22 protein-coding genes are annotated in these 26,789 nt (G+C 72.3%); 13 read left to right on the top strand and 9 right to left on the bottom strand.

What is annotated here, in order from left to right:
• Positions 1-31: 31 nt before the first annotated feature.
• A complete protein-coding gene (locus tag ACZ470_RS03045; RefSeq protein WP_468423841.1) occupies positions 32-1,678 on the bottom strand; it encodes a M4 family metallopeptidase in 1,647 nt (548 codons plus the stop codon).
• Between the two features lie 415 nt (positions 1,679-2,093).
• The gene (locus tag ACZ470_RS03040; RefSeq protein ID WP_468423840.1) at positions 2,094-2,474 is read right to left on the bottom strand and encodes a hypothetical protein; all 381 of its coding nucleotides are present in this window, start codon (positions 2,472-2,474) and stop codon (positions 2,094-2,096) included.
• Between the two features lie 314 nt (positions 2,475-2,788).
• Between ACZ470_RS03040 and ACZ470_RS03035 the strand changes: the two genes are divergently transcribed.
• Both ACZ470_RS03035 and ACZ470_RS03030 read left to right on the top strand, forming a co-directional pair.
• Positions 2,789-3,334, top strand: a complete 546-nt coding sequence (locus ACZ470_RS03035) for a hypothetical protein (RefSeq protein WP_468423839.1) — start codon at positions 2,789-2,791, stop codon at positions 3,332-3,334.
• A gap of 116 nt (positions 3,335-3,450) precedes the next feature.
• Entirely contained in the window at positions 3,451-4,101 is a 651-nt protein-coding gene (locus ACZ470_RS03030; RefSeq protein ID WP_468424052.1) for a class F sortase, read from the top strand.
• Between the two features lie 17 nt (positions 4,102-4,118).
• Here the strand turns inward: ACZ470_RS03030 and ACZ470_RS03025 are convergent, their stop codons facing one another.
• Entirely contained in the window at positions 4,119-4,901 is a 783-nt protein-coding gene (locus ACZ470_RS03025; protein ID WP_217127402.1) for a sulfite exporter TauE/SafE family protein, read from the bottom strand.
• Between the two features lie 174 nt (positions 4,902-5,075).
• On the opposite strand from ACZ470_RS03025, the gene ACZ470_RS03020 reads away from it, so the two are divergent.
• The 4 genes from ACZ470_RS03020 to ACZ470_RS03005 all read left to right on the top strand — a co-directional run bounded on the left by ACZ470_RS03020 (position 5,076) and on the right by ACZ470_RS03005 (position 10,411).
• Positions 5,076-6,293 carry an NAD(P)/FAD-dependent oxidoreductase gene (locus ACZ470_RS03020; RefSeq protein WP_468423837.1) on the top strand — a complete coding sequence of 406 codons (1,218 nt, stop codon included), beginning with the start codon at positions 5,076-5,078 and terminating at the stop codon, positions 6,291-6,293.
• Positions 6,293-8,899, top strand: a complete 2,607-nt coding sequence (gene nirB, locus ACZ470_RS03015; RefSeq protein WP_468423835.1) for a nitrite reductase large subunit NirB — start codon at positions 6,293-6,295, stop codon at positions 8,897-8,899. Before ACZ470_RS03020 ends, nirB begins: the two co-directional genes overlap by 1 nt.
• Positions 8,896-9,246: a nitrite reductase small subunit NirD gene (nirD, locus tag ACZ470_RS03010; RefSeq protein ID WP_468423833.1), complete on the top strand. Its 351-nt coding sequence runs from the start codon at positions 8,896-8,898 to the stop codon at positions 9,244-9,246. The genes nirB and nirD overlap by 4 nt, the downstream gene beginning before the upstream one ends.
• Positions 9,247-9,463: 217 nt before the next feature.
• The gene (locus tag ACZ470_RS03005; RefSeq protein ID WP_468423831.1) at positions 9,464-10,411 is read left to right on the top strand and encodes an SMP-30/gluconolactonase/LRE family protein; all 948 of its coding nucleotides are present in this window, start codon (positions 9,464-9,466) and stop codon (positions 10,409-10,411) included.
• Here the strand turns inward: ACZ470_RS03005 and ACZ470_RS03000 are convergent.
• The gene (locus ACZ470_RS03000) at positions 10,386-12,092 is read right to left on the bottom strand and encodes a SulP family inorganic anion transporter (protein WP_468423829.1); all 1,707 of its coding nucleotides are present in this window, start codon (positions 12,090-12,092) and stop codon (positions 10,386-10,388) included. The genes ACZ470_RS03005 and ACZ470_RS03000 overlap by 26 nt on opposite strands.
• Positions 12,089-12,694, bottom strand: coding sequence for a carbonic anhydrase (locus ACZ470_RS02995; RefSeq protein ID WP_468423827.1), 606 nt, complete (start codon positions 12,692-12,694; stop codon positions 12,089-12,091). The genes ACZ470_RS03000 and ACZ470_RS02995 overlap by 4 nt, the downstream gene beginning before the upstream one ends.
• A 225-nt stretch (positions 12,695-12,919) precedes the next feature.
• Here ACZ470_RS02995 and ACZ470_RS02990 point away from each other — a divergent pair, with 225 nt between their 5' ends.
• The 4 genes from ACZ470_RS02990 (at position 12,920) to ACZ470_RS02975 (ending at position 17,022) form a co-directional block, all read left to right on the top strand.
• Positions 12,920-13,684, top strand: coding sequence for a response regulator transcription factor (locus ACZ470_RS02990; RefSeq protein ID WP_468423825.1), 765 nt, complete (start codon positions 12,920-12,922; stop codon positions 13,682-13,684).
• Positions 13,681-15,159 carry a sensor histidine kinase gene (locus ACZ470_RS02985; RefSeq protein WP_468423823.1) on the top strand — a complete coding sequence of 493 codons (1,479 nt, stop codon included), beginning with the start codon at positions 13,681-13,683 and terminating at the stop codon, positions 15,157-15,159. The genes ACZ470_RS02990 and ACZ470_RS02985 overlap by 4 nt, the downstream gene beginning before the upstream one ends.
• Before the next feature lie 138 nt (positions 15,160-15,297).
• The gene (locus ACZ470_RS02980; RefSeq protein ID WP_468423821.1) at positions 15,298-16,455 is read left to right on the top strand and encodes an alkaline phosphatase PhoX; all 1,158 of its coding nucleotides are present in this window, start codon (positions 15,298-15,300) and stop codon (positions 16,453-16,455) included.
• Between the two features lie 150 nt (positions 16,456-16,605).
• Entirely contained in the window at positions 16,606-17,022 is a 417-nt protein-coding gene (locus ACZ470_RS02975; RefSeq protein ID WP_468423819.1) for an LAETG motif-containing sortase-dependent surface protein, read from the top strand.
• A gap of 31 nt (positions 17,023-17,053) precedes the next feature.
• On the opposite strand, the gene ACZ470_RS02970 is transcribed toward ACZ470_RS02975, so the two are convergent.
• Both ACZ470_RS02970 and ppdK read right to left on the bottom strand, forming a co-directional pair.
• Positions 17,054-17,722, bottom strand: a complete 669-nt coding sequence (locus tag ACZ470_RS02970) for a hypothetical protein (protein ID WP_468423817.1) — start codon at positions 17,720-17,722, stop codon at positions 17,054-17,056.
• 185 nt (positions 17,723-17,907) lie between these two features.
• A complete protein-coding gene (ppdK, locus tag ACZ470_RS02965) occupies positions 17,908-20,628 on the bottom strand; it encodes a pyruvate, phosphate dikinase (RefSeq protein ID WP_468423816.1) in 2,721 nt (906 codons plus the stop codon).
• A gap of 409 nt (positions 20,629-21,037) precedes the next feature.
• On the opposite strand from ppdK, the gene ACZ470_RS02960 reads away from it, so the two are divergent.
• Entirely contained in the window at positions 21,038-22,843 is a 1,806-nt protein-coding gene (locus tag ACZ470_RS02960) for an alkaline phosphatase family protein (RefSeq protein WP_468423814.1), read from the top strand.
• Between the two features lie 17 nt (positions 22,844-22,860).
• On the opposite strand, the gene dusB is transcribed toward ACZ470_RS02960, so the two are convergent.
• On the bottom strand, positions 22,861-24,051 hold the full coding sequence (gene dusB, locus ACZ470_RS02955) for a tRNA dihydrouridine synthase DusB (RefSeq protein ID WP_468423812.1): 1,191 nt from the start codon (positions 24,049-24,051) through the stop codon (positions 22,861-22,863).
• Between the two features lie 107 nt (positions 24,052-24,158).
• Here dusB and ACZ470_RS02950 point away from each other — a divergent pair, with 107 nt between their 5' ends.
• Both ACZ470_RS02950 and ACZ470_RS02945 read left to right on the top strand, forming a co-directional pair.
• Positions 24,159-25,610, top strand: coding sequence for an MFS transporter (locus tag ACZ470_RS02950; protein WP_468423810.1), 1,452 nt, complete (start codon positions 24,159-24,161; stop codon positions 25,608-25,610).
• A 367-nt stretch (positions 25,611-25,977) separates the two neighbouring features.
• Complete coding sequence (locus tag ACZ470_RS02945) at positions 25,978-26,184, top strand: hypothetical protein (protein WP_468423809.1); 207 nt, start codon at positions 25,978-25,980, stop codon at positions 26,182-26,184.
• Between the two features lie 4 nt (positions 26,185-26,188).
• Here ACZ470_RS02945 and ACZ470_RS02940 read toward each other — a convergent pair whose 3' ends face one another.
• Complete coding sequence (locus ACZ470_RS02940; RefSeq protein ID WP_468423808.1) at positions 26,189-26,776, bottom strand: TetR/AcrR family transcriptional regulator; 588 nt, start codon at positions 26,774-26,776, stop codon at positions 26,189-26,191.
• Between the last annotated feature and the right edge of the window lie 13 nt (positions 26,777-26,789).

Below are 26,789 nucleotides of genomic sequence, written 5' to 3'. Positions count from 1 at the left end.
GCGCGCCGCCCCCGGTCCGGCGTACGGGGGTTCAGTCCACGCCGACGGCGCTCCACGCCGCCGCGACCGCCGCGTACTCCGTGCCGTCCGCGCCGTAGAGGTCCTCGGCCGCCTTCAGGGTCGCCGTGCGGGCGCCCGCGTAGTCGGTCGAGGAGGTCATGTGGACCGTCAGGGCGCGGTACCAGATCTGGCCGAGCTTGGCCCGCCCGATGCCGGTGACGGAGGAGCCGTCGCAGGTCGGGGAGTTGTGGGCGACGCCGCCCAGGGTCTTCGCGCCGCTGCCCTCGGCGAGCAGGTAGGCGAAGTGGTTGGCGACGCCGGAGGAGTAGTGGACGTCGAGGTCCTTGACCGAGGTGTCCCAGCAGTCCGCCGACTTGCCGTCCTTCGACGGCTCGTCCATGTAGCGCAGGGCGTCGCGGCCGAAGCCGTCCCGGACGATCTTCTCGCCGATCAGCCAGTCGCCGGGGTCCTCGGCGTTGGCCGCGTGGAACTCCACGAGCGTGGCGAAAATGTCGGAGGTCGCCTCGTTCAGGCCGCCGGACTCGCCCGAGTAGGTCAGGCCGGCCGTCTTCGACGTCACGCCGTGGGTCATCTCGTGCCCGGCGACGTCCAGTGAGACCAGCGGGCCCATCTGGGTGCCGTCACCGTCGCCGTACGTCATGCAGAAGCAACGGTCGTCCCAGAAGGCGTTGTTGTAGTCGCTGCCGTAGTGCACGCGGTTGTACGAGCCCTTGCCGTCGCCCGCGATGCCCCGGCGGCCGTGGACGTCCTCGTAGTAGTCCCAGGTGACGTCGGTGCCGTACTGCGCGTCGACCGCGACGGTGGCGCGGTCGGAGGTGTCGCCCGTGCCCCAGTGGTTGTCGGCGTCGGTGAGGACGGGGGCCTGGGCGCGGTTGAGGCAGACGACGAGGACGCACAGGTCGGTCCTGTTGCCCGCGTCGCCGGTGTAGGTGCCGCCGCGGGTGGGGTCCTTCAGCTCGTATCCGGACCCGGAGGGTGTCGTCTCCAGCGGGACCGTGCCGCCGTACAGGGACCTGCCATCACCGGAGGCGCTCTCCAGGCTGTCCCAGGCGTCGATACGGGTGCCGGTGTGCGCGTCGGTGAGCACGGTGTGCGCGACCGGGTTGCCGAGGGAGTCCTGGGCGACCGCGTCCGTGCGCCAGGCCAGTCGGGGGGTGCCGTGGAGGGCGTCGACCACCAGCTCGGGCTTGGCGGTGAGCCTCTTGAGGGTCTCGCCGAGGTTGGCGGCGCGCAGGGCGTTCGCCGCGAGGTCGGCGGCCTTGGGGGCGGCGAGCTTCGGGGTGACGGTGGGGAGGTCGAGGGCGGCGCGGGTGGCCCGGGTGGCGCCGCGGTAGCCGCCGTCGGGGGCGAGGTGGAGCACGAAGTCGCCGCCCAGCACCGGGAGTCGATGGTAGGTGCGGTCGTAGCGGACGTGCCGGCTGCCGTCCTCGTCGATGACGACGTCGCGGACCTTCGTGCGCTGGGCGGCGGTGATGCCGAGGGCGGTGGCGTGGTCCGCGAGGATCTGCGCGGCGTCGGATATCGCGGTGGCGCGGGTGGGGTGTGGGGCCGCTCCGGCGGTGGTGGGGGAAAGTGCGGCGGCCAGCAGGGCGGCGCTGGTGACGGTGACGCCGGCGGTGACGAGACGGGCTCCTCGGGCATGCCGTATCGGGCTCAAGCGGTCTCCTGGAACGGGCGCCCCGATACAGGTGGGGGGCGGGGCGGCGCTGATGTTGACCGCGATTCAAGTGGGGCGCTTCTGTCATGTCCATAGCGCGAATGTGGGGGTGTGTGAGGGGTGAGAATCGTTCCTGCAAGGCTCCGGTGGCACTTCGGTGCAGAGGGGCTCCGCCGGTCGTCCGGGCCGGCTGCGGGGACCACTGCGGCGCGGTGGGGGCTGATCGCGCAGTTCCCCGCGCCCCTTTGGGTACGTGCACTGGACGCCCCTGAAAGGGGCGCGGGGAACTGCGCGACCGGCCCCCACCGGCCCGCAGCCGTAATGAGGAGTGGGTGTACGTCGCCGCACCCGCCGTCGCCGCCCGGCTGCGGGCGCGGGGGAAGCCGCTCGACGGCGGGGTGTGGCGGGGTGAGGGTCAGCCGCGCCGCCGCAGCCGCCGGGTGCGGACACCCCACGGGTGGGGCGACCCGGCGTCGTACAGGCGGCGTTGGAGGGACAGGGCGCCCAGTCCGAGTGCGCCGGCGCCGAGCACCCACGACCCGGTGACGATGTCGCCGCGCCCCGCGCGCTGGTAGGCCCGCTGCTCCGCGTAGGTCCGCTCCTCGCCGCCGCGCGTGTGGCACCGGTCGCCGGGCTGCATGGGCGAGGGATGCTCCTCGCCGTCCGGCCCTATGTTGACCCAGGCGCACTCGACGTCGCTGCTCAGCCCGCCGTGCACCAATCCCCCGCCGGTCTGGAACACCCCCCAGAGCACGACAGCCCACATCGTCAGCCGCACCGCGGTGCGCACCTTCATCCCGCCCCACCTTCCGAACTCCCCGAACGCCGAGATCCTCGCAGAGGCGCCGGTCACCCGTTCACCCCCGTGCCGCGCACCCTTCGGACGCCGTACCCCGACCGGATCGGTGCGGCGCCGGTGACCTGCTGAAACGCGGCGGGCGTTGAGGGCCGTCCGGGTGTGCGCGACACCCGTTCGGCACGCCTGCTGACGCACCCTCAGGGAGCGGTACGGCGCGGGTGGCACTTACCTCGGAGGGGCAGGGACGCGTCCGACGGCGGCACATGGGGGTGCCGCGGGCCGTGCCCCTCCGCGGACTCGAGGGAGCATCGATGCGACGTACCGCCCGGCTGCTGACCGGCATGACCGGCACCGCGCTCGCCGTGGCCACCGCGGGGCTGCTCGCCGCGCCCGCGTACGCCGGGGAGCACGGCGGCGCGTCGGCCGGGAGCCTGGAGGTGTACCCGTCCTCGGTCTCGCCGGGCGCGCAGGTCACGGTGAACACCGCGGGCTGCGGCGACGGGGGACTCGCGGCGGGCGACGCCACCGCCGTGGGCGCCGGACGGTTCACGCTGGCGCCGAGCGCGCGCGAGCGGGACGTGATCGGGCAGTTCCAGGTGCCGCCGAGCGCGCAGCCGGGGACGTACGAGATCGTCGCGACGTGTGACGGGAGCGACCGGCGGGTGGCCGGTGACCTGGTGGTCACGCTGACGCCCGACGCACAGCAGGTGGCTCCCCGGGGGAGTGTGAAGACGGGGGTCGGAGGCGCGCTGGGCCCCGACCCCGTACAGACCGCGGCCGGTGTGACGGCTCTCGCCGTCGCCGCCGCGGGCGGTACCTGGCTCCTGCATCGCCGGGCGAGAGGCGACGGGATCTGACGGGCACCCTCCGCTGCCCGTCCCACCGGTACCGCATGTCCCCTCCCCTCCGGGTCCGACGCCCCTCGCGGCCCGGAGGGGGTACGGGGGCCGACTCGAGATGAGGTCAGTCCGTGATGCGCCACAGGTTCCGCCGGCCCCGGGGGCCGGGCAACGCGGCGATAGCCGCCGTCACGGTCTTCGCCCTGTGCTCGGGGATGTGGCTGCTGCGCGACGCGACCGGGACCCACGCGCCGCCGCAGCCGTCCGCCGCCCAGGCCCGCTCCGGCGGCGACCACCGCGGCGCCGGCGGTTCCGCCACACCCGCGCTGCCGCCCTCCCCGCCCGAACGCGTGCGCATCCCCGCGATCGACGTGGACGCGCCCCTGACCGGCCTCGGCCTGACCCGGACCGGCAGCCTCGACGTCCCCCCGGCCGACCGCGCGAACCTCGCCGGCTGGTACGAGGCCGGCACCACGCCCGGCGAGACGGGCACGGCGATCGTCGCGGGCCACGTCGACAACGCGGACGGCCCCGCCGTCTTCTACTCCCTCGGCGCGCTGCGCAAGGGCAGCACCATCGAGGTGGACCGGCGCGACGGCGGTGTCGCCGTGTTCACGGTGGACGCCGTCGAGGTGTACCACGCGGACGACTTCCCCGACGAGAAGGTCTACGGCGCGGCACCCCGCCCCGAACTGCGGGTCATCACCTGCGGCGGCACCTGGTCACGCACGACCGGCTACGAGGGCAACGTCGTCGTCTACGCCCACCTGACCGGCACCCGCTGATCCGAGACGGACACTCCCTAGGCCAGCCACTGCTCGTACGCCAGGTTCGCGACCAGGGCGAAGACCACCGTCAGGAGGACGACGCGGACGAAGCCGCTGCCCTTCTTGAGGGCCGTGTGCGCGCCGAGTGTGCCGCCCGCCAGGTTGAACACGGCCATCAGCGCCGCCAGTTGCCACAGCACCGCGCCCTGCCAGGCGAAGGTCGCGAGGGCGCCGGCGTTGGTGCAGCAGTTGACGATCTTGGCGGTGGCGGAGGCGGTGACCAGGTCGAGGTGGAGCAGGGCGGTGAGGGCCAGGACGAGGAACGTGCCGGTGCCGGGGCCGATGAGACCGTCGTAGAAGCCGATGCCGAGGCCGGCCAGGCCGATCGCGGCGAGGATCTGGCGGCGGGTCGCCGGGCCGGTCGCGGGGGCCGTGCCGAAGGCGGGGCGGAGGATCACGAAGGCGGCCACCGCGAGCAGCACCACCATGATCACCGGCTTGAGGACCTCGGTGCTCATTCCCGCCGCGAAGAAGGCCCCTGCCGACGATCCGGCGAGGGCCGCGAGGCCGATGCGCACGGCGGTCTTCACGTCGACCGGTGCCTTGCGGGCGTAGGTGACGGCCGCACCGGTGGTGCCTACGATCGCGACGGCCTTGTTGGTGCCCAGGGCGTGCGCGGCCGGGGTCCCGGCGGGGAGGCCGAGCAGGAGGGCCGGGAGGAGCAGCAGCCCGCCGCCGCCGACCACGGCGTCGATCCAGCCGGCGGCGAGGGCGGCCAGACAGAGCAGGACGACCGTGGTCAGGGAGATGTCGGGCATGGGCGTGAGCCTATGGACGGGATAGATGGTGCGTCCATCAAGATGAGCGTTACTTGAGGTTGCGACCGGTGCCGGTCTCCTCACATCCGCCGCGCTCCCCCGCTGAGGGCAGCGTTCCGCGCGGGAAACAGAAGGGATGCCGACGGGTAACACCCGCACCGCACGCTCAAGGGCATGACCTCGAATGAGCGTGTGGTGGTGATCGGCTCCGGCCTCGCGGGCGTACGACTCGCCCGGCGGCTCGGCGAGCTCGGCACGCCCGTGACGCTGATCGGCGAGGAGGAGCACCGCCCGTACAACAGGGTGCTGCTCGCCGAGGTGCTGGCCGGACGCTACAGCCCCGAGGTGATCGCCCTGCCGGCGCCCGCGGAGCTGACCCGCGCCCGGGTCACCGGCATCGACCGCGCCGGGCGCACCGTCGTCTGCGCGGACGGCTCGGTGATCGCATACGACAGGCTGGTGCTGGCCACCGGCTCCAACCCCGTACTGCCGCCGCTGCGCGGCCTGTTCACCGAGGACCACGAGCTGCCCGAGGGCGTGCACGCGTTCCGCACCCTGGACGACTGCCTGGGCCTGGCCAAGGCGGTACGGCCGGGGGTGCGGGCGGTGGTGATCGGCGGCGGGCTGCTCGGGGTCTCCGCGGCCCGCGCGCTCGCCGTGCGCGGCGCGCAGGTCGTCCTCGCCCAGCAGTCCGAGCGGCTCATGGAACGCCAGCTGGACCCGGCCGCGTCCCGGCTCGTCGAGCGGCATCTGTCCGACCTCGGCGTGGAGACGCACACCGAGTGCCGGGTGCGGGACGTGCGCTGTGTCGGTGGGGCGGTCCGCTCGGTGGAGATGGCCGACGGATACGCCCTCGACGCCGATCTCGTGGTCCTGGCCTGCGGGGTGCACCCGCGCACCGGTCTCGCGCAGGCGGCCGGGCTGGACGTCCGCAAGGGCATCGTCGTCGACGACGAGCTGCGCACCTCCGATCAGTACATCCACGCCGTCGGCGACTGCGTCCAGCACGCCGGCACGGTGTACGGGCTGGCCGCCCCGGCCCTGGAACAGGCCGACGCGCTCGCCGCGCTGCTCGCCGGGGACGCGGACTCCCGTTACACCGGCACCCGTTCCCTGACCCGGCTCACCCTCACCGGGCCGGACAGCCCCTTCGACCTGGCCGCGTTCGGCGAGACCGAGGCGCTGCCGGGCGACGACGTCGTGCAGCTCACCGACGCCACCCGCGGCACGTACCGCAAGGTCGTCGTCCGCGACGACCGCCTGGTCGGCGGGGTCCTGGTCGGCGAGCTCGGCACCGTCGGCGCCCTCGCGCGCGCCTGGGAGGGAGCAGAGCCGCTCCCGTCCGACGGCGGGCCCCTGCTCCACCTGCTCACCAATGATGGAGGCTCCTGATGACCGCCACCCCCGGGGCATCCCCCACGATCGTGCTCGTCGGCCACGGCATGGTCGGCCAGCGCTTCCTGGAGGCGCTCGCCGCGCGCGGCCTGACCGCCACGCACCGCGTGGTCGTGCTGTGCGAGGAGCCGCGCCCGGCGTACGACCGCGTCCAGCTCACCTCGTACTTCTCGGGGAAGACGCCCGAGGACCTGTCGATGACGGACCTGGCGTTCATCGAGGAACACGGCATCGAGCTGCACATCGGCGACCCGGCGGAGACGGTCGACCGCGAGGCGCGCCGGGTGACCGCCCGCTCGGGTCTGGTCGTCGACTACGACGTCCTGGTCCTGGCCACCGGCTCCTACCCGTTCGTGCCGCCGGTGCCGAACAAGGACGCCGAGGGCTGTTTCGTCTACCGCACGATCGAGGACCTGCTCGCGATCGAGGAGTACGCGCGGAAGTCGACGACCGGTGCGGTGGTCGGCGGCGGGCTGCTGGGCCTGGAGGCGGCGGGCGCGCTCAAGGGGCTCGGACTCAACGCGCACATCGTGGAGTTCGCGCCGCGTCTGATGCCGGTGCAGGTCGACGAGGGCGGTGGCGCGGCGCTGCTGCGCACCATCGAGGAGATGGGCCTGAGCGTCCACACGGGTGTGGGCACGCAGGAGATCGTGACCGACGACTCCGGCGCCGTCACCGGCATGAAGCTGTCCGACGGCTCCGAACTCGCCACCGACCTGGTGGTGTTCTCCGCCGGTGTCCGCCCCCGCGACCAGCTGGCCCGCGACTGCGGCCTCACCGTCGGCGAGCGCGGCGGCATCGCGGTCGACGAGCAGTGCCGCACGGTCACCGACCCGCACGTGTTCGCGATCGGGGAGTGCGCGCTGGCCGCCGACGGCCGGGTGTACGGCCTGGTGGCGCCCGGTTACGAGCAGGCCGAGACGGTCGCCGCGACCATCGCCGAGGACGAGTCCGCCTTCACCGGCGCCGACCTGTCCACCAAGCTGAAGCTGCTCGGCGTGGACGTGGCGTCCTTCGGCGACGCGCACGGCGCGGCCGAGGACTGCCTGGACGTCGTGTACTCCGACTCCCGCGCCGGCCTGTACAAGAAGCTGGTCATCGGCCGCGACGGCACCCTGCTGGGCGGCATCCTGGTCGGCGACGCGGAGGCGTACGGCACGCTGAAGGCCTTCACCGGCTCGGTCCCGCCGGTCTCGCCGGAGTCGCTGGTGCTGCCGGCCGGCGCCGGGGCGCCCGCCCAGCTCGGCCCGTCCGCGCTGCCGGACGACGCGATCATCTGCTCCTGCAACAACGTCCGCAAGGGCACGATCCGCGAGGCCGTCACCGAGCACAAGTGCACCACCGTGCCCGAGGTGAAGAAGTGCACCAAGGCCGGTACGACGTGCGGCAGTTGCGTCAAGGTGCTGGGCCAGCTGATCAACGCCGAGCTGGAGGCCAGCGGCGTCGAGGTCGACAAGGGCCTGTGCGCCTGCTTCTCGCAGACCCGCGAGGAGCTGTACGAGATCGTCCTCGCCCTGCGCATCACCTCCTACCGGGACCTGCTGGACCGGCACGGCCGTGAGTCCGCCCGGGGCGGCGACGGCTGCGAGGTCTGCAAGCCTGCGGTCGGCTCGATCATCGCCTCCCTCGCCCCGACGATCGGCGCCAGCAACTACGTCCTGGACGGCGAACAGGCGGCCCTCCAGGACACCAACGACCACTTCCTGGCCAACCTCCAGAAGAACGGCTCGTACTCGGTCGTGCCCCGCATCCCCGGCGGCGAGATCGCCCCGGAGAAGCTGATCGTGATCGGCGAGATCGCCCGCGACTTCGGCCTCTACACGAAGATCACCGGCGGCCAGCGGATCGACATGTTCGGCGCGCGGGTCGAGCAACTGCCGGTGATCTGGGCCCGGCTGGTGGACGCCGGCTTCGAGTCGGGGCACGCCTACGGCAAGTCGCTGCGCACGGTGAAGTCCTGCGTGGGGCAGACCTGGTGCCGCTACGGCGTCCAGGACTCGGTCCGCATGGCGATCGACCTGGAGCTGCGCTACCGGGGGCTGCGCTCCCCGCACAAGCTCAAGTCGGCGGTCTCCGGCTGCCAGCGCGAGTGCGCGGAGGCCCAGTCGAAGGACTTCGGCGTCATCGCCACCGCGAGCGGCTGGAACCTCTACGTCGGCGGCAACGGCGGCGCCACCCCGCGCCACGCGGACCTCCTCGCGCAGGACCTCTCGGACGCCGAGCTGATCCGGCTGATCGACCGGTTCCTGATGTTCTACATCCGCACCGCCGACCGTCTGGAGCGCACCTCGACCTGGCTGGAGCGGATCCCGGGCGGCCTGGACCACGTACGGGACGTCGTCGTCCACGACTCGCTCGGCATCTGCGACGAGCTGGAGGCCCTGATGGCCGCCCATGTCGCGCACTACCGCGACGAGTGGGCCGAGACCATCAACGACCCGGAGAAGCTGGCCCGCTTCGTGTCCTTCGTGAACGCCCCCGACACCCCCGACCCGGTGGTCGCCTTCGTCCCCGAGCGCGACCAGATGAAGCCCGACCTGCCGCTGCTGAACATCGGCCTGCGCCCTGCCGACGACATCCTGGAAGGAAGCGCCACACGATGACCCTGGCCCTCGAGACCACCGATCTGAAGGTCCGGCTGCGCCTCGCCGACGACTGGTTCACGGTCTGCGACCTGAGCACGCTGCTCCCGGGCCGGGGAGTGGCCGCGCTGCTCCCCGACGGCCGTCAGGTCGCCGTCTTCGCCGACCGCACCGGCCGGCTGTACGCCATCGACAACCGCGACCCGTTCACCGGCGCGGCGGTCCTCTCCCGCGGCCTGACCGGCACCCACCAGGGCCGCCCCTTCGTCGCCTCCCCGCTGCTGAAGCAGCGCTTCGACCTGGAGTCGGGCCAGTGCCTGGACGACGAGACGGTACGGGTGACGGCGTACGAGGTGAAGGCGGCGTGACCCGCCGGGAGCGGGCCCGGTGACGGGCGGACAGGAGTGACGGCGCCGGCCGGCGACCCCCTGCGGTCGCCGGCCGGCGTCCGCTTCTCGGACGAAGGCCTGTCGAGTTCCTGTCGAGTGCGGGTCGTTCCGGCCCGCGGGCCGGGTCCATCGGGTTACATCGGTTCTGCCCCGAACGTTTCAGGCCCCATCCCCATCCGTCACGGAGGCCCGGACCATGACCCGGAAGCACATCCATCCCTCTCGGCGCTCCCTGCTCGGCGGTGCCGCCGTCGCCGCGTTCGCGGTGGCGGCCGGCAGCGGTACGGCACAGGCCACCGGCCGCGGCCACGCCTGGCCGACCGAGTTCCCGCTGCCGGACGGCTGGCTGCCCGAGGGCATCACCATCGGCGGCGCGCCGTACGCCTACATGGGCTCCCGCGCCAACGGCGCGATCCACCGCACCGACCTGCGCACCGGACAGGGCGGAGTCCTCCACGAGGGCGCCCCCGGTCTCGTGGCCATCGGCCTCAAGCTGGGCCGGGACGGCCTGCTCTACGTCGCCGGCGGCGGGGGCGGCACCGCGCGCCTGGTGGACGCCCGCACCGGCGAGGTGGAGCGGACGTACCAGCTCACCGAGTCCACCGGCCGGTTCATCAACGACGTCGTCCTCTTCCGGGACCGCGCCTGGTTCACCGACTCCCGTGACGCGGTCCTCTACGGCGTCCCGCGCCGCCGGGGCGGCGAGGTCCGCGCCCTGCCGCTGACCGGCGACTGGGAGCAACTGCCCGACGTCATCAACGCCAACGGCATCGTGAGCACCCCCGACGGGCGCGATGTGATCGTGGTCAAGAGCACGCCGGGCGAGCTGTACCGGGTGAGCCTGAGGACCGGGCGTGCCACCCGCATCGCCCTGTCCGGCGCGGAGAACGTGGTCAACGGCGACGGCATGGTCCGTGTCGGCCGCACCCTGTACGTCGTGCAGAACCGCTCGAACGCGGTCACGGTGTTCGACCTCGACGCGCGGGCCACGACGGCGACCCTGCGCCGCACCATCACCGATCCCCGCTTCGACGTCCCCGCCACCGCCGCCCGCTTCGGCGACCGCCTCTACCTGGTCAACGCCCGCTTCACCAGCCCGCAGACCCCGGAGACGACGTTCACGGCGGTGGCGGTGCCGCTGTAGCGACGGCGGGCCCCAGGGGGCCGGCGTACTCCTCCGGAAGGGGCCGGGTGTCGAGGTAGAACCACTCGGCGTCGGGCGCGGGCTGCCGGGGTGGCACGTCCGGGGCCGGGGCGGTCCCCGCTCCGGATGTGCCGGGCATCAGCAGCTCCACCCGCAGCCCGCCGGCGCGCCGCTGGGCGGTGAACTCCTCGATCTGGTTGCGGCAGGCGTGATCCAGGTGGGTGACGCCGGTCAGGTCGAGCCGGATCCGCGGCTTCCCGGAGGAGGCGGCGGCCTCCAGCGCCTCGATGACCTTCGGCAGTCGCAGGAAGGTGGCGTTGCCGGCCATGACGACCTTGGCCGTGTCCTCCTCGATGTGCTGCCGGATCACGGTCTGCGACATGCGCAGCGCGGCGAGCAGGATCCCGGCGGCGAGGCCCACGAGCACGCCCTCCAGCAGCGCGGTCGCCACGATGACCAGCATGGTCAGGGTCATCACGGCGAACTCGCCCCGGTCCTGGCGCCACATCTTGGGGAACTCGGCGGGCGCGAGCAGTTTCCACCCGCTGTGCACCAGGACCCCGGCGAGCACCGAGATCGGGATCAGGGCGAGCAGCCCGGGCAGCAGCAGCGCGAAGGCGAGCAGCCACAGCCCGTGCAGGGTGCGCGAGAGCCGGGTCCGGGCGCCCGCCTGGACGTTGGCGGAGCTGCGGGCGACGACCGCGGTGATGGGCAGCGCGCCGACCAGGCCGGCCAGGGTGTTCCCGGCTCCCTGGGCGATCAGTTCGGTGTTGTACCGGGTGCGCGGTCCGCTGTGCATCCGGTCGACGGCGGCGGCGGTGAACAGGCTCTCGGCGGAGGCGATCACCGTGAAGGTGACGACGGAGGTGAGGACCGCCGCGTTCGCCAGCTCGGCGAACTGGGCGGGTCCGGGCACCTGTACCGAGGCGAGGAGATCGCCGACGCGGAGGGTCCGCACGTCCACGCCGGGCAGCGCGGCGACCGCGCAGCCGAGGCCGACGGCGACCAGCGCGGCCGGGACCTTCCCGACAGGGCCCGAGACCTTCTTCCAGACGAAGGCGAGCACGATGGTGACGACCCCGAGCAGGGCGGCGATCATCGCCTGCCGGTCGGTCAGGACGCGGGCGGCCAGTCCGGGGAGGCCCGCCATGTTCTCGATGGGGGTGCCGGGGGCCTTGGCGTCGGCCATCGGGTAGGCCTGACCGACCATCAGGGGCAGCCCGATGCCGGCCAGCATGCCCTGGACGACGGCGACGGAGATCGCCTGGAACATCCGGCCGAGACGGACCAGGCCGAGGACGATCTGGAGGAGTCCCGAGCCCAGGACGATCACGGCGAGCACGGCCACGCCGTGTTCCGCGACGGTCTCGGCGACGAGTGCGGCGAGTCCCGCGGCCGGCCCGCTGACCTGGAGCGTGCTGCCCCGGGCCGCGCCGACCACCAGCCCGCCGATGACTCCGGAGATGATCCCCAGCTCGGCCGGGACACCGGAGGCGACGGCGACGCCGATGCACAGGGGCAGGGCGACGAGGAAGACGACGAAGGACGCGGCGATGTCGGTGGTGAGACCGGTGGCGGGACCGCCCTTCGGGCGAGCCGTCGTCCCGGCGGCCTTCTTCCGGGGAGCGGTCCTCCTGGCGGCCGTCCCGCCGCTCCTGCCGCGTGCGTGGGCCCCGCTCATACGGCGTGCACCCGGAAGCCGCCGTCGTCGTCGAGTTCGTACACGCTCCCGGTGTCGATCTCGTAGTACCAGCCGTGCAGCCGCAGCCGGCCCTCGTCGAGCCGCTGCCGCACCACGGGGTAACTTCGCAGTGCGGCCAGCTGGTTGACGACGTTGCCCTGGGCCACTTCCGGCAGCGACGGGTCGTCGGGGGCCGTTTCGAGCACGGAGGCCAGTTCCGGGCGGGCCAGTCGGAGCCAGGCGTCGACTCCCGGCAGCGCGGAGAGGTCGTCGCCGGACTTCAGGGCGCCCATGGCTCCGCAGTGTGAGTGACCGCACACGACGACGTCCTGAACCTGGAGCACCTGGAGCGCGTACTCGATGGTGGCGGCCTCGCCGGACGGCCCGGGGCGTCCGTACGGCGGGACGATGTTTCCCGCGTTCCGCAGCTCGAATATCTCTCCGGGGCGCGCGCCGGTGATGAGCGCGGGAATGACCCGGGAATCCGAGCAGGCAATCACGAGCGCCTCGGGATATTGCCCGTCGGCCAGACTGCGATATGCGTCACTTTCGAATGCGGCCCGCCGCCCGAAGGTGCGGGCACGATTCAGCAGCGCCTTCAACTGTGCCTCCTGAGTAGGACATTCGGCCTGGTCACCTCACCGTAGAGGAGGCAGATACAGCGGAAGGCAAAGCGGCGGCCAGGGCGCGGGCAGGAATGTCACTTTCTTTTTCCTGACGGACGGAAAATGCCTTCTTCTTGTAGCGTGTCGACCACGGAGCGGTGGAATGAAAAACCTGCCGCCCGCGATTGTTTCCAGCAGGTTTCACGGGAAGAGACGGGACACATGGGCATACGAGTGCTGCTCGTCGAGGACGACGAGACGATCGCCGAACCGCTCGTCGAGGGCCTCGCGCACTTCGGGCTGACGGTGGATCACGTCGCGACGGGCGCCGACGGGCTGAGAGGACCGTACGGCGACGTCGTCCTGCTCGACCTGGGGCTGCCGGACATGGACGGCATCGACGTCTGCCGGGGCATCCGCCGGGTCTCGGAGGTGCCGATCGTCATCCTCAGCGCCCGCGGGGAGGAGGCCGACCGGGTGCTGGGGCTGGAGCTGGGCGCCGACGACTATCTGGCGAAGCCGTTCAGCGTGCGGGAGCTGGTGGCCCGGGTGCGGGCCGTGACCCGGCGGAACCTGCGCACGCGGACCGCCCCTGAGCCGCCCTCCCCAGAGCCCCCGTCCTACGAACCCGCCCCCGCGACGGCGTACGAGGCCCCGCCGGACTCCCTGCCGTCCCCCGGCCCGCTCGTCGTGGACCGCCGCACCCGGCAGGTGTGGGTCGGTGACACGGCCGTCCCCCTCACCCCCAAGGAGTTCGACCTGCTGGCGCTGCTCAGCGAGGACCCGGGGGCGGTCTACTCCCGCCAGCAGATCCTGGACCGGGTCTGGGACCCGCACTTCGACGGGCCGACCAAGACCCTGGACGTCCATGTCGCCTCCCTGCGCAAGAAGCTGGGCCACCCGGCGTGGATCCGGACGCTGCGCGGTGTCGGCTTCCGGCTGGCGGTGCGCACCCGGCCGGAGACCGCCGGGGCGGGCTCCCCGTGACCCGCCGGCTGCTGCTCAGCTACCTCAGTCTGGCCGCGCTGGTCCTGGTCTGCCTGGAGATCCCGCTGGGGTTCGTCTACTCGCGCGGGGAGCGGGAGCGGGTGGTGCACGCGGCCCGCGACGAGGCCGAGTCGGTCTCCGCGTACACCGCGCTGTCCCTGGCCACCGGGAGAGCGCGGCGGGAGCTGATGGCGCGGGTGGCGCACTGCGCGGAGCGGATCGGCGGAAAGGTGGTGGTCGTCGACGGCGCGGGCGCCCCGCTCGCCACCTCGCACCCGCTGACCGCCGGCGCCGTGCGCGCCCTGGCCTCCCGGCCGGGGATCGAGGCCGCGCTGCGGGGCACGTCGACGGTGGACGTCCGCACCTCCACCATCGGCGGGGTGGAGTACCTGTCCGTGGCCGCCCCGGTCGGCGGGGGGGAGCGGCCGGAGGCCGCCGTGTGGCTGACGGTGCCCACGCGGACGGTCCACGCGCGGGTGCGCCAGGTGTGGCTGCTGCTCGGCCTCGGCGGGCTCGGGGTGCTCACGGCGATCGCCGTGGTGGGCTTCGCCTTCGCCCGCTGGGCGGGCCGGCCCATCCGGCAACTGGAGCGCGCCACACACGCGTTGGCCGACGGCGGCCGGTTCGCGCCGGTCCCGGTCACCAAGGGTCCGCCGGAAGTGCGGAGCCTGGCCGCCGCGTTCAACCGCACCGCGGCGCGGCTCGCCCATCTGCTCGCCTCCCAGCGGGCGTTCGCGGGCGAGGCGTCGCACCAGCTGAAGACTCCCCTCGCGGCGCTGCGGCTGCGGCTGGAGAACCTGGAGCCGCATGTCTCCGCGCGCGCCGGGGGCAGCCTGGAGGCGGCGCTGACCGAGACCGACCGGCTGGCCCGGATGGTCGAGGCGCTGCTGGCGATGGCCCGTCTGGAGGAGCGCGCCGCCACCCCGGTCCCGGTGGACATCGGCGCCGTCTGCGCGGAACGGCACGCCTCGTGGCTGCCGGTGTTCGCCCGGCAGGACGTGTCCCTGGTCCTGTTCGCGGGCAGCGTCGGGCCCGTCCTCGCGGTGCCGGGGGCCGTCGAGCAGATCCTGGACAACCTGCTGTCCAACGCCCTGCGGGCCTCGCCCGCCGACAGCTCGGTCACCATCGAACTGCGGCTGCACACACCGGCCCGCCGCGCCCTGCGCGACAGCCGACCGTGCCGGGTCGACCTGCACGTCACCGACGAGGGCCCGGGGATGACCGCCGAGCAGCGGGCCCGCGCCTTCGACCGCTTCTGGCGCGCCCCGGGCGCCCCCAAGGGCGGTACGGGCCTCGGCCTCGCCCTGGTCCAGCGCCTCGCCCACGCCGGCGGCGGCGAGGCGGCCCTGCACACGGCGGCGACCGGCGGCCTGGACGCCGTGATCAGCCTTCCCTCCGCGGCCCCGCCCGGGGACGGCGGCATCCTGGACGAACCCCGCACCCCGGCCCGCGAGGTCCCGGCGCTCCCCGCCTGACGTCCCGGCCGCCCGCGGGATGGTCATCCGCCGGTACTCCCCCGGCCATGAGGCGTCCACTCCGCACCCCTAGGTTCCCTGACCGCACGCCCCCGCCGCCGACCGGTGGCGGGACGGTCACGGCCACTTGGAGTGAGAGTGGAACGTCGTACCTTCCTTCGTGCGACCGCCGTCGGCGGCAGCTCCGCCGTGCTCGGCGGGACCCTGTGGCGCGGCGCCGCGTACGCCGCCCCGGCCCAGCCCGGCACCGGCCCCTACGGGCCGCTGGGGACGGCGGACGCGAACGGGATCAGGCTGCCGTCCGGGTTCACCAGCCGGGTGATCGCGCGCTCCGGGCAGCGGGTCGCGGGCACGTCGTACACCTGGCACAACGCCCCCGACGGCGGCGCCTGTTACGCCGACGGCTCGGGCTGGATCTACGTCTCCAACTCGGAGATCAACCCGTCGGGCGGCGCGAGCGCGGTGAAGTTCTCGGCGACCGGCGCGATCACGGGCGCGTACCGCGTCCTGTCCGGCACCCGGCAGAACTGCGCGGGCGGGAAGACCCCGTGGAACACCTGGCTGTCCTGCGAGGAGGTGGACCGGGGGTACGTCTACGAGACCGACCCGTGGGGCGTGAAGGCGGCTGTCCGCCGTGACGCGATGGGCCGCTTCAAGCACGAGGCGGCGGCGGCCGACCCGGTGCGCGGGGTGATCTATCTGACCGAGGACGTCTCGGACGGCTGCTTCTACCGCTTCCGGCCCACCACGTGGGGCGATCTCTCCTCCGGCACGCTGGAGGTGCTGGTCGGGGGCAGCGGCACCAGCGGTTCGGTGAGCTGGGCCCGGGTGACGGACCCGTCCGGCGCCACCGCCACCCGCTACCAGGTCTCCGGCGCCAAGCGCTTCAACGGCGGCGAGGGCTGCTACTACGCGGACGACACCTGCTGGTTCACCACCAAGGGCGACAACCGCGTCTGGCAGTACAACGCGGCCGCCCAGACCATCGAACTCGCCTACGACGACTCGCTCGTGACCGGCGGCACGGCGCCCCTGACCGGCGTGGACAACGTGACCGGTGCCTCCTCCGGCGACCTCTTCGTCGCCGAGGACGGCGGGAACATGGAGATCTGCGTCATCACCCCCGACGACGTGGTGGCCCCGTTCCTGCGCATCGGCGGCCAGTCCTCCTCCGAGATCACCGGACCGGCGTTCTCCCCGGACGGCAGCCGCCTGTACTTCTCCAGCCAGCGCGGGACGAGCGGGAGTTCGTCCGGCGGGATCACCTACGAGGTGACGGGACCGTTCCGCTCGTAATCGGAGTGCCGTAGCGGAGAGCTACCCTCCGGTCACGTCACGTTCACATCACAGGTCCTTCATATCTCCCCCACCACAGGAGCCCCCCAGTAGCTTCGTCACCCTCGTACCAAGCACACGCAATCGCCCGATCTGGGGGGCTCCTTCACCATGAACCCGTTCCGTACCTCCGCCGCCGCCGCGGTCCTCGCCGCGCTCGCCCTGACCGCCGTACCGGCCACCGCTGTCGCCCACGGCGGCAACACCCCGTTCGAGAACTGTTCCGAGGCGTACGAGAACGGGCACGCCAACATCCCCGCGGACAGCCCTCACTACGGCAAGCACCTCGACCGCGACGGCGACGGCATCGGCTGCGACCAGCCGCCGGCGGACTTCAAGCCCTACGAGGACAAGACGGAGTCCGAGAACACCGGTTCCGACAGCGAGGAGCAGGGTGGCGGCACCGACCTCGCCGAGACCGGCGGCAGCAACGCCACCCCGTACATCGCGGCCGGCGGCGCGGCCGTCGTCCTGCTGGGCGGCGGCGTGATGATCGCGGCCCGCAGGCGCCGCGACGACGCCCGCTGACGCCGTTCCGCCCGAGGACCGGCTCCCCGGCTCACAGGGAGAGCAGCAGGGAGTCGGTCTTCCCGCGCCGGCGCCGCACATGCCCGCGCCGCCCGGCGAGGACCGCCATCAGCGTCCACGCCACGAGCCCGCCGATCAGACCGCTCAGCCGCCCCGCGGCGTCCACCTCGTCCGCCTGCTCCATGGGCGCCACACCCTCCGGGTCGCGGAGGACATCGAGCCGGTCCCCCACCTCCAGGCCGGAGTTGTCACCGTTGTAGGTGAGCCGCTCCTCCAGTTCCTCCCCGTCCGCCGTACGCAGCGTGAACCGGTGGTTGTCGCCGCCCGTCTCGTCCACGCTGTCCGCCACGATCACCACGCTCTCCCGCACCCCGCGCACCTCCAGCGCCGCCTCGGGCGCGTACTGGACGGCCCCGACGAGGACGAACAGCCCAGGCAACAAGGACAGCAGGGCGATCCACCCCGCGCGATGCAGCAGCGTCAGCAACACGGCGAACGCCAGACACAGCGGGACCCCGACGGCGATGGGCACCCACACCCAGCGCAGTGCCAGGTAGGACGCCCCCGCGGTGACGGCCGCGGCGGCCCACCCGAAGAGCACCACCCCGACCGTGCGCCGGAACGACCGCCACGGGTCGACGGCGTACCCGCCCATGGCGCTCAGCGGCCTGATGCTGCTCCTGCGTATGCCCAGTGGCACTGTGGTCCCCCGTCTTCCCCGCCGTGGCGGCTGCGTACGTTCCGGGACGGGAGATTACGCGAGAGGGCGGGCACCCCCGCACGGGTGCCCGCCTCTCTTTCGTGGTCCGGAGCCGCTGCCGATCGGTGAGGGTGGTCGGGTGACAGACAGCGGCTCCGGGGCTCAAGTGCCCCGCGGGGGGCGGCTCAGCGGTGGTCGCTGCCCGTGGAGGTGACCGCCGCGCGGCCGGCCTCCAGTCGGGCGACCGGGATCCGGAACGGTGAGCAGGAGACGTAGTCCAGGCCGACCTCGTGGAAGAAGTGGACGGACTCCGGGTCGCCGCCGTGCTCGCCGCAGACGCCGAGCTTGAGGTCGGGGCGGGTGGCGCGGCCGGCCTTGGCGGCGGCGGAGACCAGCGAGCCGACGCCGTCCTTGTCGATCGTCTCGAACGGCGACACCCCGAAGATGCCCTTCTCCAGGTACGCCGTGAAGAACGAGGCCTCCACGTCGTCCCGGGAGAAGCCCCAAACCGTCTGGGTGAGGTCGTTGGTGCCGAAGGAGAAGAACTCCGCCGCCTCCGCGATCTGACCGGCGGTCAGCGCGGCGCGCGGCAGCTCGATCATCGTGCCGATGGCGAGCTTGAGCGAGGTGCCGGTGGCCGCCTCGACCTCGGCGACGACCTGGTCGGCCTCCTCGCGGACGATCTCCAGCTCCTGGACCGTGCCGACCAGCGGGATCATGATCTCGGCGCGCGGGTCGCCCTTGGCCGACTTGCGCTCGGCCGCGGCCTCCGCGATCGCCCGTACCTGCATGGTGAACAGGCCCGGGATGACGAGGCCGAGACGGACGCCGCGCAGGCCCAGCATCGGGTTCTGCTCGTGGAGGCGGTGCACGGCCTGGAGCAGGCGCAGTTCGTTCTCGTGCGGCTCCTGCCGGGACTCGGCGAGGGCGACGCGGACCGACAGCTCGGTGATGTCGGGCAGGAACTCGTGCAGCGGCGGGTCGAGCAGCCGGATGGTGACCGGGAGGCCGTCCATCGCCTCGAAGAGCTCGACGAAGTCCCGCTTCTGGAGCGGGAGCAGGGCCTTCAGGGACTCCTCGCGCTCGGCCTCGGTGTCGGCCAGGATCAGGCGTTCGACCAGCTCGCGGCGGTCGCCGAGGAACATGTGCTCCGTACGGCACAGGCCGATGCCCTGGGCGCCGAAGCGACGGGCGCGCAGCGCGTCCTCGGCGTTGTCGGCGTTGGCGCGCACGCGCAGCCGGCGCTTGCGGTCGGCGAAGGCCATCATCCGGTGCACGGCCTCGACCAGTTCGTCGGCGTCGTCGGCGCCCGGGTGCATCCGGCCCTCGAAGTACTCCACGACCGGGGACGGGACGACCGGGACCTCGCCCAGGTAGACCTTGCCGGACGAGCCGTCGATGGAGACGACGTCGCCCTCCTCGACGACGTGCCCGCCGGGCACGGTCATCCGGCGGCGCTTGGTGTCGACCTCCAGCTCCTCCGCGCCGCAGACACAGGTCTTGCCCATGCCGCGCGCGACCACGGCCGCGTGGGAGGTCTTGCCGCCGCGCGAGGTGAGGATGCCCTCGGCCGCGATCATGCCGTCCAGGTCGTCGGGGTTGGTCTCGCGGCGGATCAGGATGACCTTCTCGCCGGAGCGGGACCACTTCACGGCGGTGTACGAGTCGAAGACCGCCTTGCCGACCGCCGCGCCCGGCGAGGCGGCGATGCCGCGCCCGACCTGCTCGACCTTCGCGTCCTCGTCGAAGCGGGGGAACATCAGCTGGGCGAGCTGGGCGCCGTTGACGCGGGTGAGGGCCTCGGCCTCGTCGATCAGGCCCTGGTCGACGAGCTGGGTGGCGATGCGGAAGGCCGCACCCGCCGTGCGCTTGCCGACACGGGTCTGGAGCATCCACAGCTGGCCGCGCTCGATGGTGAACTCGATGTCGCAGAGGTCCAGGTAGTGGTTCTCCAGCGTCTCCATGATCTGCATCAGCTGGTCGTACGACTTCTTGTCGATCTGCTCCAGCTGCGCGAGCGGCACGGTGTTGCGGATGCCCGCGACCACGTCCTCGCCCTGCGCGTTCTGGAGGTAGTCGCCGTAGACGCCCTGCTGTCCGGAGGCGGGGTCACGGGTGAAGGCGACGCCGGTGCCGGAGTCCGGGCCGAGGTTGCCGAAGACCATGGAGCAGACGTTGACGGCCGTGCCCAGGTCGTGCGGGATGCGCTCCTGGCGGCGGTAGAGCTTGGCGCGCTCGCCGTTCCAGGAGTCGAAGACGGCCTTGATGGCGAGGTCCATCTGCTCGCGCGGGTCCTGCGGGAAGTCCCGGCCGGCCTCGGTCTTGACGATCTTCTTGAACTTGGTGACGAGTTTCTTGAGGTCGGCGGCCTCCAGCTCGGTGTCGACCGTGACGTTCTTGGCCGCCTTCGCCGCCTCCAGCGCGTCCTCGAAGAGCTCGCCGTCGACGCCGAGAACGGTCTTGCCGAACATCTGGATGAGGCGCCGGTAGGAGTCCCACGCGAACCGGTCGTCGCCGGCCTGCTTGGCCAGTCCCTGCACGGACTTGTCGGAGAGGCCGATGTTGAGGACGGTGTCCATCATGCCCGGCATGGAGAACTTCGCCCCGGAGCGGACCGACACGAGGAGGGGGTTGTCGGCCTGGCCCAGCTTCTTGCCCATGGTCGTCTCGAGGGCGTCGAGGTGCGCACTCACCTCGTCACGCAGTGCCGTCGGCTCCTCGCCACTGTCGAGGTAGACCTTGCAGGCCTCGGTGGTGATGGTGAAGCCGGGCGGGACGGGAAGGCCCAGGTTGGTCATCTCGGCGAGGTTGGCACCCTTGCCGCCGAGCAGGTCCTTCAGCTCTTTGTTGCCCTCGGTGAAGTCGTAAACGAACTTCGCTACGTGGGGATCTTTGTTTTCCGACACGGGTCTCGACTCCTCGAGGACGCGGTGGCTGCCCTGACGGCGAGGAATGTACCCAGATCAAAGGCGCCTGGGTACGTCCACTTGTGCGTCATGCGCCTGTAACCACTCGTCCGCCAGCGGATCGAAAGTCAAAGCTTGGCAAGCCACGACGGCCGAGTGTTTTCACTTCTTGAACGCATCAACGCCCTCAACCGCTCCCGAGCGCTCACATGAGCGGCAATCGCCACGTCTGATTTCGCTCGATGAACGATCAAGAGATGGCACTGAGTGCCACCCTTTGAGAAGTGCAGCCGCTCAAGATCCGCTCATCTGAGCGCAACCCTTATCAAGGGTGGCGAGAATCACGCTGCCACAGCGCACCGGATTTCACCATGCGGACCCGCACCGACCGTCCTCGACCACCGGTCGGATGAACGCACCGGTCAGCCCGCCCGTACGGAACGACGGCGGATCCGGACCCCCACGCCGGATCCGCCTCCTCACCGGGCTCCGTACGGAAGGGACCTCCGGGTTGCCTGTCTTCACCCGCCTGCGCGGCGCACGCGTCCGCACCCGCCTGCGCGCCGCACGGGACGCGCACCCGGCCGCCGCCCGCACCCTCCGCCTGACGGTCCACGTCCTCGCCGCCGCCCTCGTCGTCGGCGCCCTCCTGATGCCGAACACCGCCCCGGGGCTCCGGCCCGACCGGTTCACCCGGATACCGGCCGAGGCGATCATCGGGGCCGTCCTGCTGCTCGCCCTGCCGCGCCGGCCGCGCATCGTCGTGGCCGCGCTGTACGGGGCCGGCATCGGCGTCCTGACCGTGCTCAACCTGCTGGACATGGGGTTCACCGAGTATCTGGGCCGCGGCTTCAACGTCGTGCTCGACTGGGGGCTGCTCGACGACGCGCGGGCCTATGTCGCGGACTCGATGGGCGGCACGGCCGCCACCGCCGCCGCCGTCGGCGCGGTCGCCCTGGCCCTGCTGCTCGTGGTCGTCATGGCGCTGGCCACCGTCCGGCTCGGCAACCTGCTGGCCCGGCACCGCTCCCGCTCCACCAGGGGCGCGCTGATCGCGGGCACCGTGTGGGTCACCTGCACCGCGCTCGGGGTGCAGATCTCCGGAACGCCGGTCGCCTCCGACCGCGCCGCCGGCGCCCTGAAGGGCCAGACCCGGCGGGTGGTGGACACCCTGCGCGACGAGGCGGCGTTCGCGAAGGAGGCACGGGCGGACACCTTCGGCGCCACTCCCCCCGACCGGCTCCTCACGGACCTGCGCGGCAAGGACGTCGTCATCGCCTTCATCGAGAGCTACGGCCGCACCGCCGTCGAGGACCCGCTGATCGCCCCCGGCGTCCGCCGCGTCCTCGACAGCCGCACCGCCGCGCTCGCGAAGGCCGGCTACCGCGCCCGCAGCGGCTGGCTCACCTCCGCGACCTACGGCGGCAGCAGCTGGCTCGGCCACTCCACCGCCCTGTCCGGCCTGTGGGTCGACAACCAGCAGCGCTACCGCACCGTCACGGCCGGCGACCACCTCACCCTCACCAAGGCGTTCCGGAAGACCGGCGCCTGGGACACCGTCGGCATCATGCCGGGGGTGCGGAAGAGCTGGCCGGAGGCGGAGTGGTACGGCCTCGACAAGGTCTACGACGCCTTCGAGCTCGGATACCGCGGTCCGAAGTTCAGCTGGTCGACGATGCCGGACCAGTACGCCCTGGAGGCCTTTCAGCGTCTGGAGCACGGCAGGAAGCGCGACAGGCCGCTGATGTCGGAGATCATCCTCACCTCCAGTCACCAGCCCTGGGCGCCGATTCCGGAGCTCGTCGACTGGGACGAGCTGGGCGACGGCTCGGTCTTCGACGCCATCGAGAAGGCGGGGAGGAGACCGGCCGACGTCGTCGCCGACAGCACCGAGTCCCGGCGCGAGTACGGCAGGTCCATCGAGTACTCCGTCTCCAGCCTCACCCAGTGGCTGGAGCGCTACGGCACCGACGACACGGTGCTCGTCCTCCTCGGCGACCACCAGCCCATCGCCCGGGTCAGCGGCGACCGCGCGAGCCGGGACGTGCCGGTGTCGATCGTCGCCAAGGACCCGAAGGTGCTGGAGAGGATCGACGCCTGGAACTGGACCGACGGCCTCAGGCCCGCCGACGACGCGCCCGTGTGGCGGATGAGCTCGTTCCGCGACCGCTTCCTGACGGCCTACGGCTCCACGCCGCACCCGAGCAAGGGCTGATGAGTCCGATCGGCCGATCAGCCGCCGGAGGTGTCCAGCTCCGCGTCCTCGCCGACGCCCGCGCAGTCGTACGGGTCCTTCAGCCAGCCGTCCGGCAGCACCACGCGGTTGTTGCCGGACGTACGGCCGCGGGGGCCGTCGGCGCCGGCCGGCCAGGGCTGGTCGAGGTCCAGCTCGTCGAGCCCGGCCCGCAGTTCCTCCAGCGAGGAGGTGATCGCGAGCCGCTTGCGCATCTCGGAGCCGACCGCGAAGCCCTTCAGGTACCAGGCCACGTGCTTGCGGAAGTCGATCACTCCGCGCGACTCGTCCCCGATCCACTCGCCGAGCAGCGTGGCGTGCCGGACCATGACGTCGGCGACCTCGCGCAGGGCGGGCCGGGCGATGTCGTCCGTACGTCCCTCGAAGGCGGCCACCAGGTCCGCGAACAGCCACGGCCGCCCCAGGCAGCCACGGCCCACGACCACGCCGTCACAGCCCGTCTCGCGCACCATCCGCAGCGCGTCGTCCGCCGACCAGATGTCGCCGTTGCCGAGCACCGGGACCTCCGGGACGTGCTCCTTCAGCCGGGCGATGGCGTCCCAGTCGGCGGTGCCGCCGTAGTGCTGGGCGGCCGTGCGGCCGTGCAGCGCGATGGACGTCACGCCCTCCTCGACGGCGATCCGGCCGGCGTCCAGGTAGGTCAGGTGGTCGTCGTCGATGCCCTTGCGCATCTTCATCGTCACGGGCAGGTCGCCGGCCCCGCTGACCGCCTCGCGCAGGATGGACCGCAGCAGGTTCCGCTTGTACGGGAGGGCCGAGCCGCCGCCCTTGCGGGTCACCTTCGGGACCGGGCAGCCGAAGTTGAGGTCGATGTGGTCGGCGAGGTCCTCCTCCGCGATCATGCGGACGGCCTTGCCCACCGTCACCGGGTCGACGCCGTACAGCTGGATGGAGCGCGGCTTCTCGCTCTCGTCGAACCTGATCAGCTGCATGGTCTTGTCGTTGCGCTCCACCAGCGCCCGGGTGGTGATCATCTCGCTGACGAACAGCCCCTTGCCGCCGCTGAACTCCCTGCACAGGGTGCGGAAGGGGGCGTTGGTGATCCCGGCCATGGGGGCGAGCACGACGGGCGGCCGCACGGCGTGCGGGCCGATGCGCAGGGTCGTGTCCGTGGTCGCGTCCGTGGTCGTGTTCAGGGCCGTGTCCGGGGCGGGCGTGGGCGTGGGCATTACCCCATTCTCCCGCATGGCCGGAGGTACCCGGTACGCCGCCGTACGGTGACCGTGTAACGGTCATTAGTTAGCCGCACTATCGACATGCGCGTACGATGGCGCCCATGCCCGAGCTCAGCCACGGCCGACGCATGCTGGTGCTCGCGATCTGCTGCATGAGCCTGCTGATCGTGAGCCTGGACAACACGGTCCTGAACGTCGCCCTGCCCGCCCTCCAGCGGGACCTGGGGGCGAGCACCGCGGGCCTCCAGTGGACCATCGACGCGTACACGCTCGTCCTGGCCTCCTTGCTGATGCTCGCCGGCGCCACCGCCGACCGGATCGGCCGCAGACGAGTCTTCATGGCCGGGCTGGTGGTCTTCACCATCGGCTCGGCGCTGTGCTCCCTGGCGCCCGACCTGACGTCGCTGGTCGTGTTCCGGATGGTGCAGGCGGTGGGCGGTTCCATGCTCAACCCGGTCGCCATGTCGATCATCACCAACACCTTCACCGACCCCCGCGAACGGGCCCGCGCCATCGGGGTGTGGGGTGCCGTCGTCGGTATCTCCATGGCCGCCGGTCCCCTGGTCGGGGGCCTGCTGGTGGAGTCGGTCGGCTGGCGCTCCATCTTCTGGATCAATCTGCCGGTGGGGCTGGCGGCCCTGCTGCTCACCTGGCGTTTCGTCCCGGAGTCCCGGGCTCCCAGGGCCCGCCGCGCCGACCCGGTCGGGCAGCTGCTGGTCATCGTCCTGTTCGGCTCCCTGACGTACGCGATCATCGAGGCGCCGCACGCGTCCCTGTCGGTGATCGCCCCCTTCGCCGCCGTCGCCCTGATCGCCCTGGCCGCCCTGCTCCGTTACGAGCCCCGCCGCCGAGAACCCCTCATCGATTTGCGGTTCTTCCGCTCGGCTCCGTTCAGCGGGGCCACGGTGATCGCCGTGAGCGCGTTCGCGGCGCTCGGCGGCTTCCTGTTCCTGTCCACGCTGTACCTCCAGAACGTGCGGGGTCTGAGCCCCATGGAGGCGGGCCTGTGGATGCTGCCGATGGCCGCGCCCACGTTCGTGTGCGCCCCGCTCTCCGGCCGGCTGGTGGGGAGCCGGGGCCCGCGTCTGCCGCTGCTGATCGCGGGCGGCGCGATGACGCTCAGCGGGCTGTTGTTCGCCCTCTTCGAGGCCGAGACCTCCAACGTGACGCTCTTCATCGGCTACGTCCTCTTCGGTGTCGGCTTCGGCTTCGTCAACGCCCCGATCACCAACACCGCCGTCTCCGGCATGCCGACCGCGCAGGCCGGGGTGGCGTCGGCGGTCGCGTCGACCAGCCGTCAGCTGGGGCAGGCGCTGGGGGTCGCGGTGATCGGCGCGGTGCTGGCGGCGGGGGTGGGCTCGGCGTCGTACGCGGACGCGTTCGTGTCGGCCTCGCGGCCGGGTTGGTGGATTCTCGCGGTGTGCGGGCTGGCGGTGCTGGTGGTCGGTGCGTTGACGTCGGGGCGGTGGGCGCGGGGGACCGCCGAGCGGGCGGCGGCGCTGTTGGATGCGCCGGATCTGGTTGCTCCGCGTGTGGGTGCGCCCCGGGGGTAGGTCGCGCAGCCCGGCGCTTCCGGGGTGCCGCCGCGCCCACCCTCCCCCACTCTCGGCTTCGCTCGAGCGGGAGGTACCCCCATCGCCCTGGGGGCACCTCCCAGGCCCTTAAGGCACTGGGGGAGGCACGACTGCCCGCGGCTGCGGAGGGCTCGGCCCGGCGCCCGCGGGTGCCGGGCCAACACGCCCGGCGCGTCGGCCATTCCGCCCCTCCCCCGCTCTCCCCGCAGCAGCGACGAAGACCGTGCCGCGGCGGAATTCCCCGCGGGAGGCAACCTGTTGATGTTGGTCTTGCTGCACACTCCTTGTCGTTCCCGAATGGGGGCACAAGAACGGCGACACCTACAGGCCGACCGCCGGAGGCACCATGCCGCAGATCGATACCAGCAAGGTCAGTCGCTGGGACCTGCATGGGCGGGAGCACATCGTGCGCGTCCAACGCACCGGTGTGCAGCGGACGATCAGATGTGACACCTGCGGCTGGCGCAGAGGGGCCCAGTTCCTGCCGTGGCTGAAGGCGGAGGAGCATCTGGCCGAGGCCCATCAGGCGACGGTGGACCCCTCGACGGCGTGACTGCTCAGGCCCGCAGCCCCCGCACCAGCAGGTTCAGCGCCGCCTCGAAGTCGGTCTCCGCGTCCGGGGTTTCCCATTCCGGGGCGTAGGCCGGGTCGTGGAAGCGGCCCGTCGTCTGGAACAGCGCCCGGGCGGTGGCCGCCGGGTCCGTTCGGTGAAAGGCGCCGGTGACCACGCCGGCGTCGACGATACGGGTCAGCTGCCCCGTCAGCTCGTCGACGTGCTCGGCGACCGCCGCGCCCTGTTCGGCGGCCAGAACGCGGTAGGTCGCGAACAGTTCGGGGTCGTCACCGGCCTTGCGGCGCTTGGCGGCGAACAGGGTGGCGAACCAGTCCCGCAGCCGCGACTCCGGGTCCCGGTCCTCGTCGGCGGCGATCCCGCACAGTGCCTCCGACGTACGGTCCAGCCAGCGCTTGGTGACCGCTTCCCGCAGCGCCGCCTTCGTACGGAAGTGCCGGTAGACACTGCCATGGCTGACGCCCAGTGCCCGGGCCACGTCCACCACGGTGGCCTTCGCCGGGCCGTGGCGGCGCAGCACCTCCTCGGTCGCCTCGAGGATGCGCTCGGCGGTCAGGGTCTCGGTCGCTGCCATGACTAGACCGTAC

The sequence above is a fragment of the Streptomyces sp. NPDC031111 genome (assembly GCF_055570675.1).
The sequence above is the reverse complement of the archived record's forward strand: the minus strand, read 5'-3'. Positions and strand labels throughout refer to the sequence as shown.

Excerpts from the sequence above, each read along its gene's own strand:
- ACZ470_RS03005 (WP_468423831.1), top strand. The coding sequence starts at position 9,464 with ATGACCCGGAAGCACATCCATCCCTCTCGGCGCTCCCTGCTCGGCGGT.
- nirB (WP_468423835.1), top strand. The coding sequence starts at position 6,293 with ATGACCGCCACCCCCGGGGCATCCCCCACGATCGTGCTCGTCGGCCAC.
- ACZ470_RS03035 (WP_468423839.1), top strand. The coding sequence starts at position 2,789 with ATGCGACGTACCGCCCGGCTGCTGACCGGCATGACCGGCACCGCGCTC.
- ACZ470_RS03040 (WP_468423840.1), bottom strand. The coding sequence starts at position 2,474 with ATGAAGGTGCGCACCGCGGTGCGGCTGACGATGTGGGCTGTCGTGCTC.
- ACZ470_RS02990 (WP_468423825.1), top strand. The coding sequence starts at position 12,920 with ATGGGCATACGAGTGCTGCTCGTCGAGGACGACGAGACGATCGCCGAA.
- ACZ470_RS02940 (WP_468423808.1), bottom strand. The coding sequence starts at position 26,776 with ATGGCAGCGACCGAGACCCTGACCGCCGAGCGCATCCTCGAGGCGACC.
- ACZ470_RS02975 (WP_468423819.1), top strand. The coding sequence starts at position 16,606 with ATGAACCCGTTCCGTACCTCCGCCGCCGCCGCGGTCCTCGCCGCGCTC.
- ACZ470_RS03025 (WP_217127402.1), bottom strand. The coding sequence starts at position 4,901 with ATGCCCGACATCTCCCTGACCACGGTCGTCCTGCTCTGTCTGGCCGCC.
- dusB (WP_468423812.1), bottom strand. The coding sequence starts at position 24,051 with ATGCCCACGCCCACGCCCGCCCCGGACACGGCCCTGAACACGACCACG.
- ACZ470_RS03030 (WP_468424052.1), top strand. The coding sequence starts at position 3,451 with ATGCGCCACAGGTTCCGCCGGCCCCGGGGGCCGGGCAACGCGGCGATA.
- ACZ470_RS03020 (WP_468423837.1), top strand. The coding sequence starts at position 5,076 with ATGACCTCGAATGAGCGTGTGGTGGTGATCGGCTCCGGCCTCGCGGGC.
- nirD (WP_468423833.1), top strand. The coding sequence starts at position 8,896 with ATGACCCTGGCCCTCGAGACCACCGATCTGAAGGTCCGGCTGCGCCTC.
- ACZ470_RS03000 (WP_468423829.1), bottom strand. The coding sequence starts at position 12,092 with ATGAGCGGGGCCCACGCACGCGGCAGGAGCGGCGGGACGGCCGCCAGG.
- ACZ470_RS02950 (WP_468423810.1), top strand. The coding sequence starts at position 24,159 with ATGCCCGAGCTCAGCCACGGCCGACGCATGCTGGTGCTCGCGATCTGC.
- ACZ470_RS02945 (WP_468423809.1), top strand. The coding sequence starts at position 25,978 with ATGCCGCAGATCGATACCAGCAAGGTCAGTCGCTGGGACCTGCATGGG.
- ACZ470_RS02960 (WP_468423814.1), top strand. The coding sequence starts at position 21,038 with ATGAACGCACCGGTCAGCCCGCCCGTACGGAACGACGGCGGATCCGGA.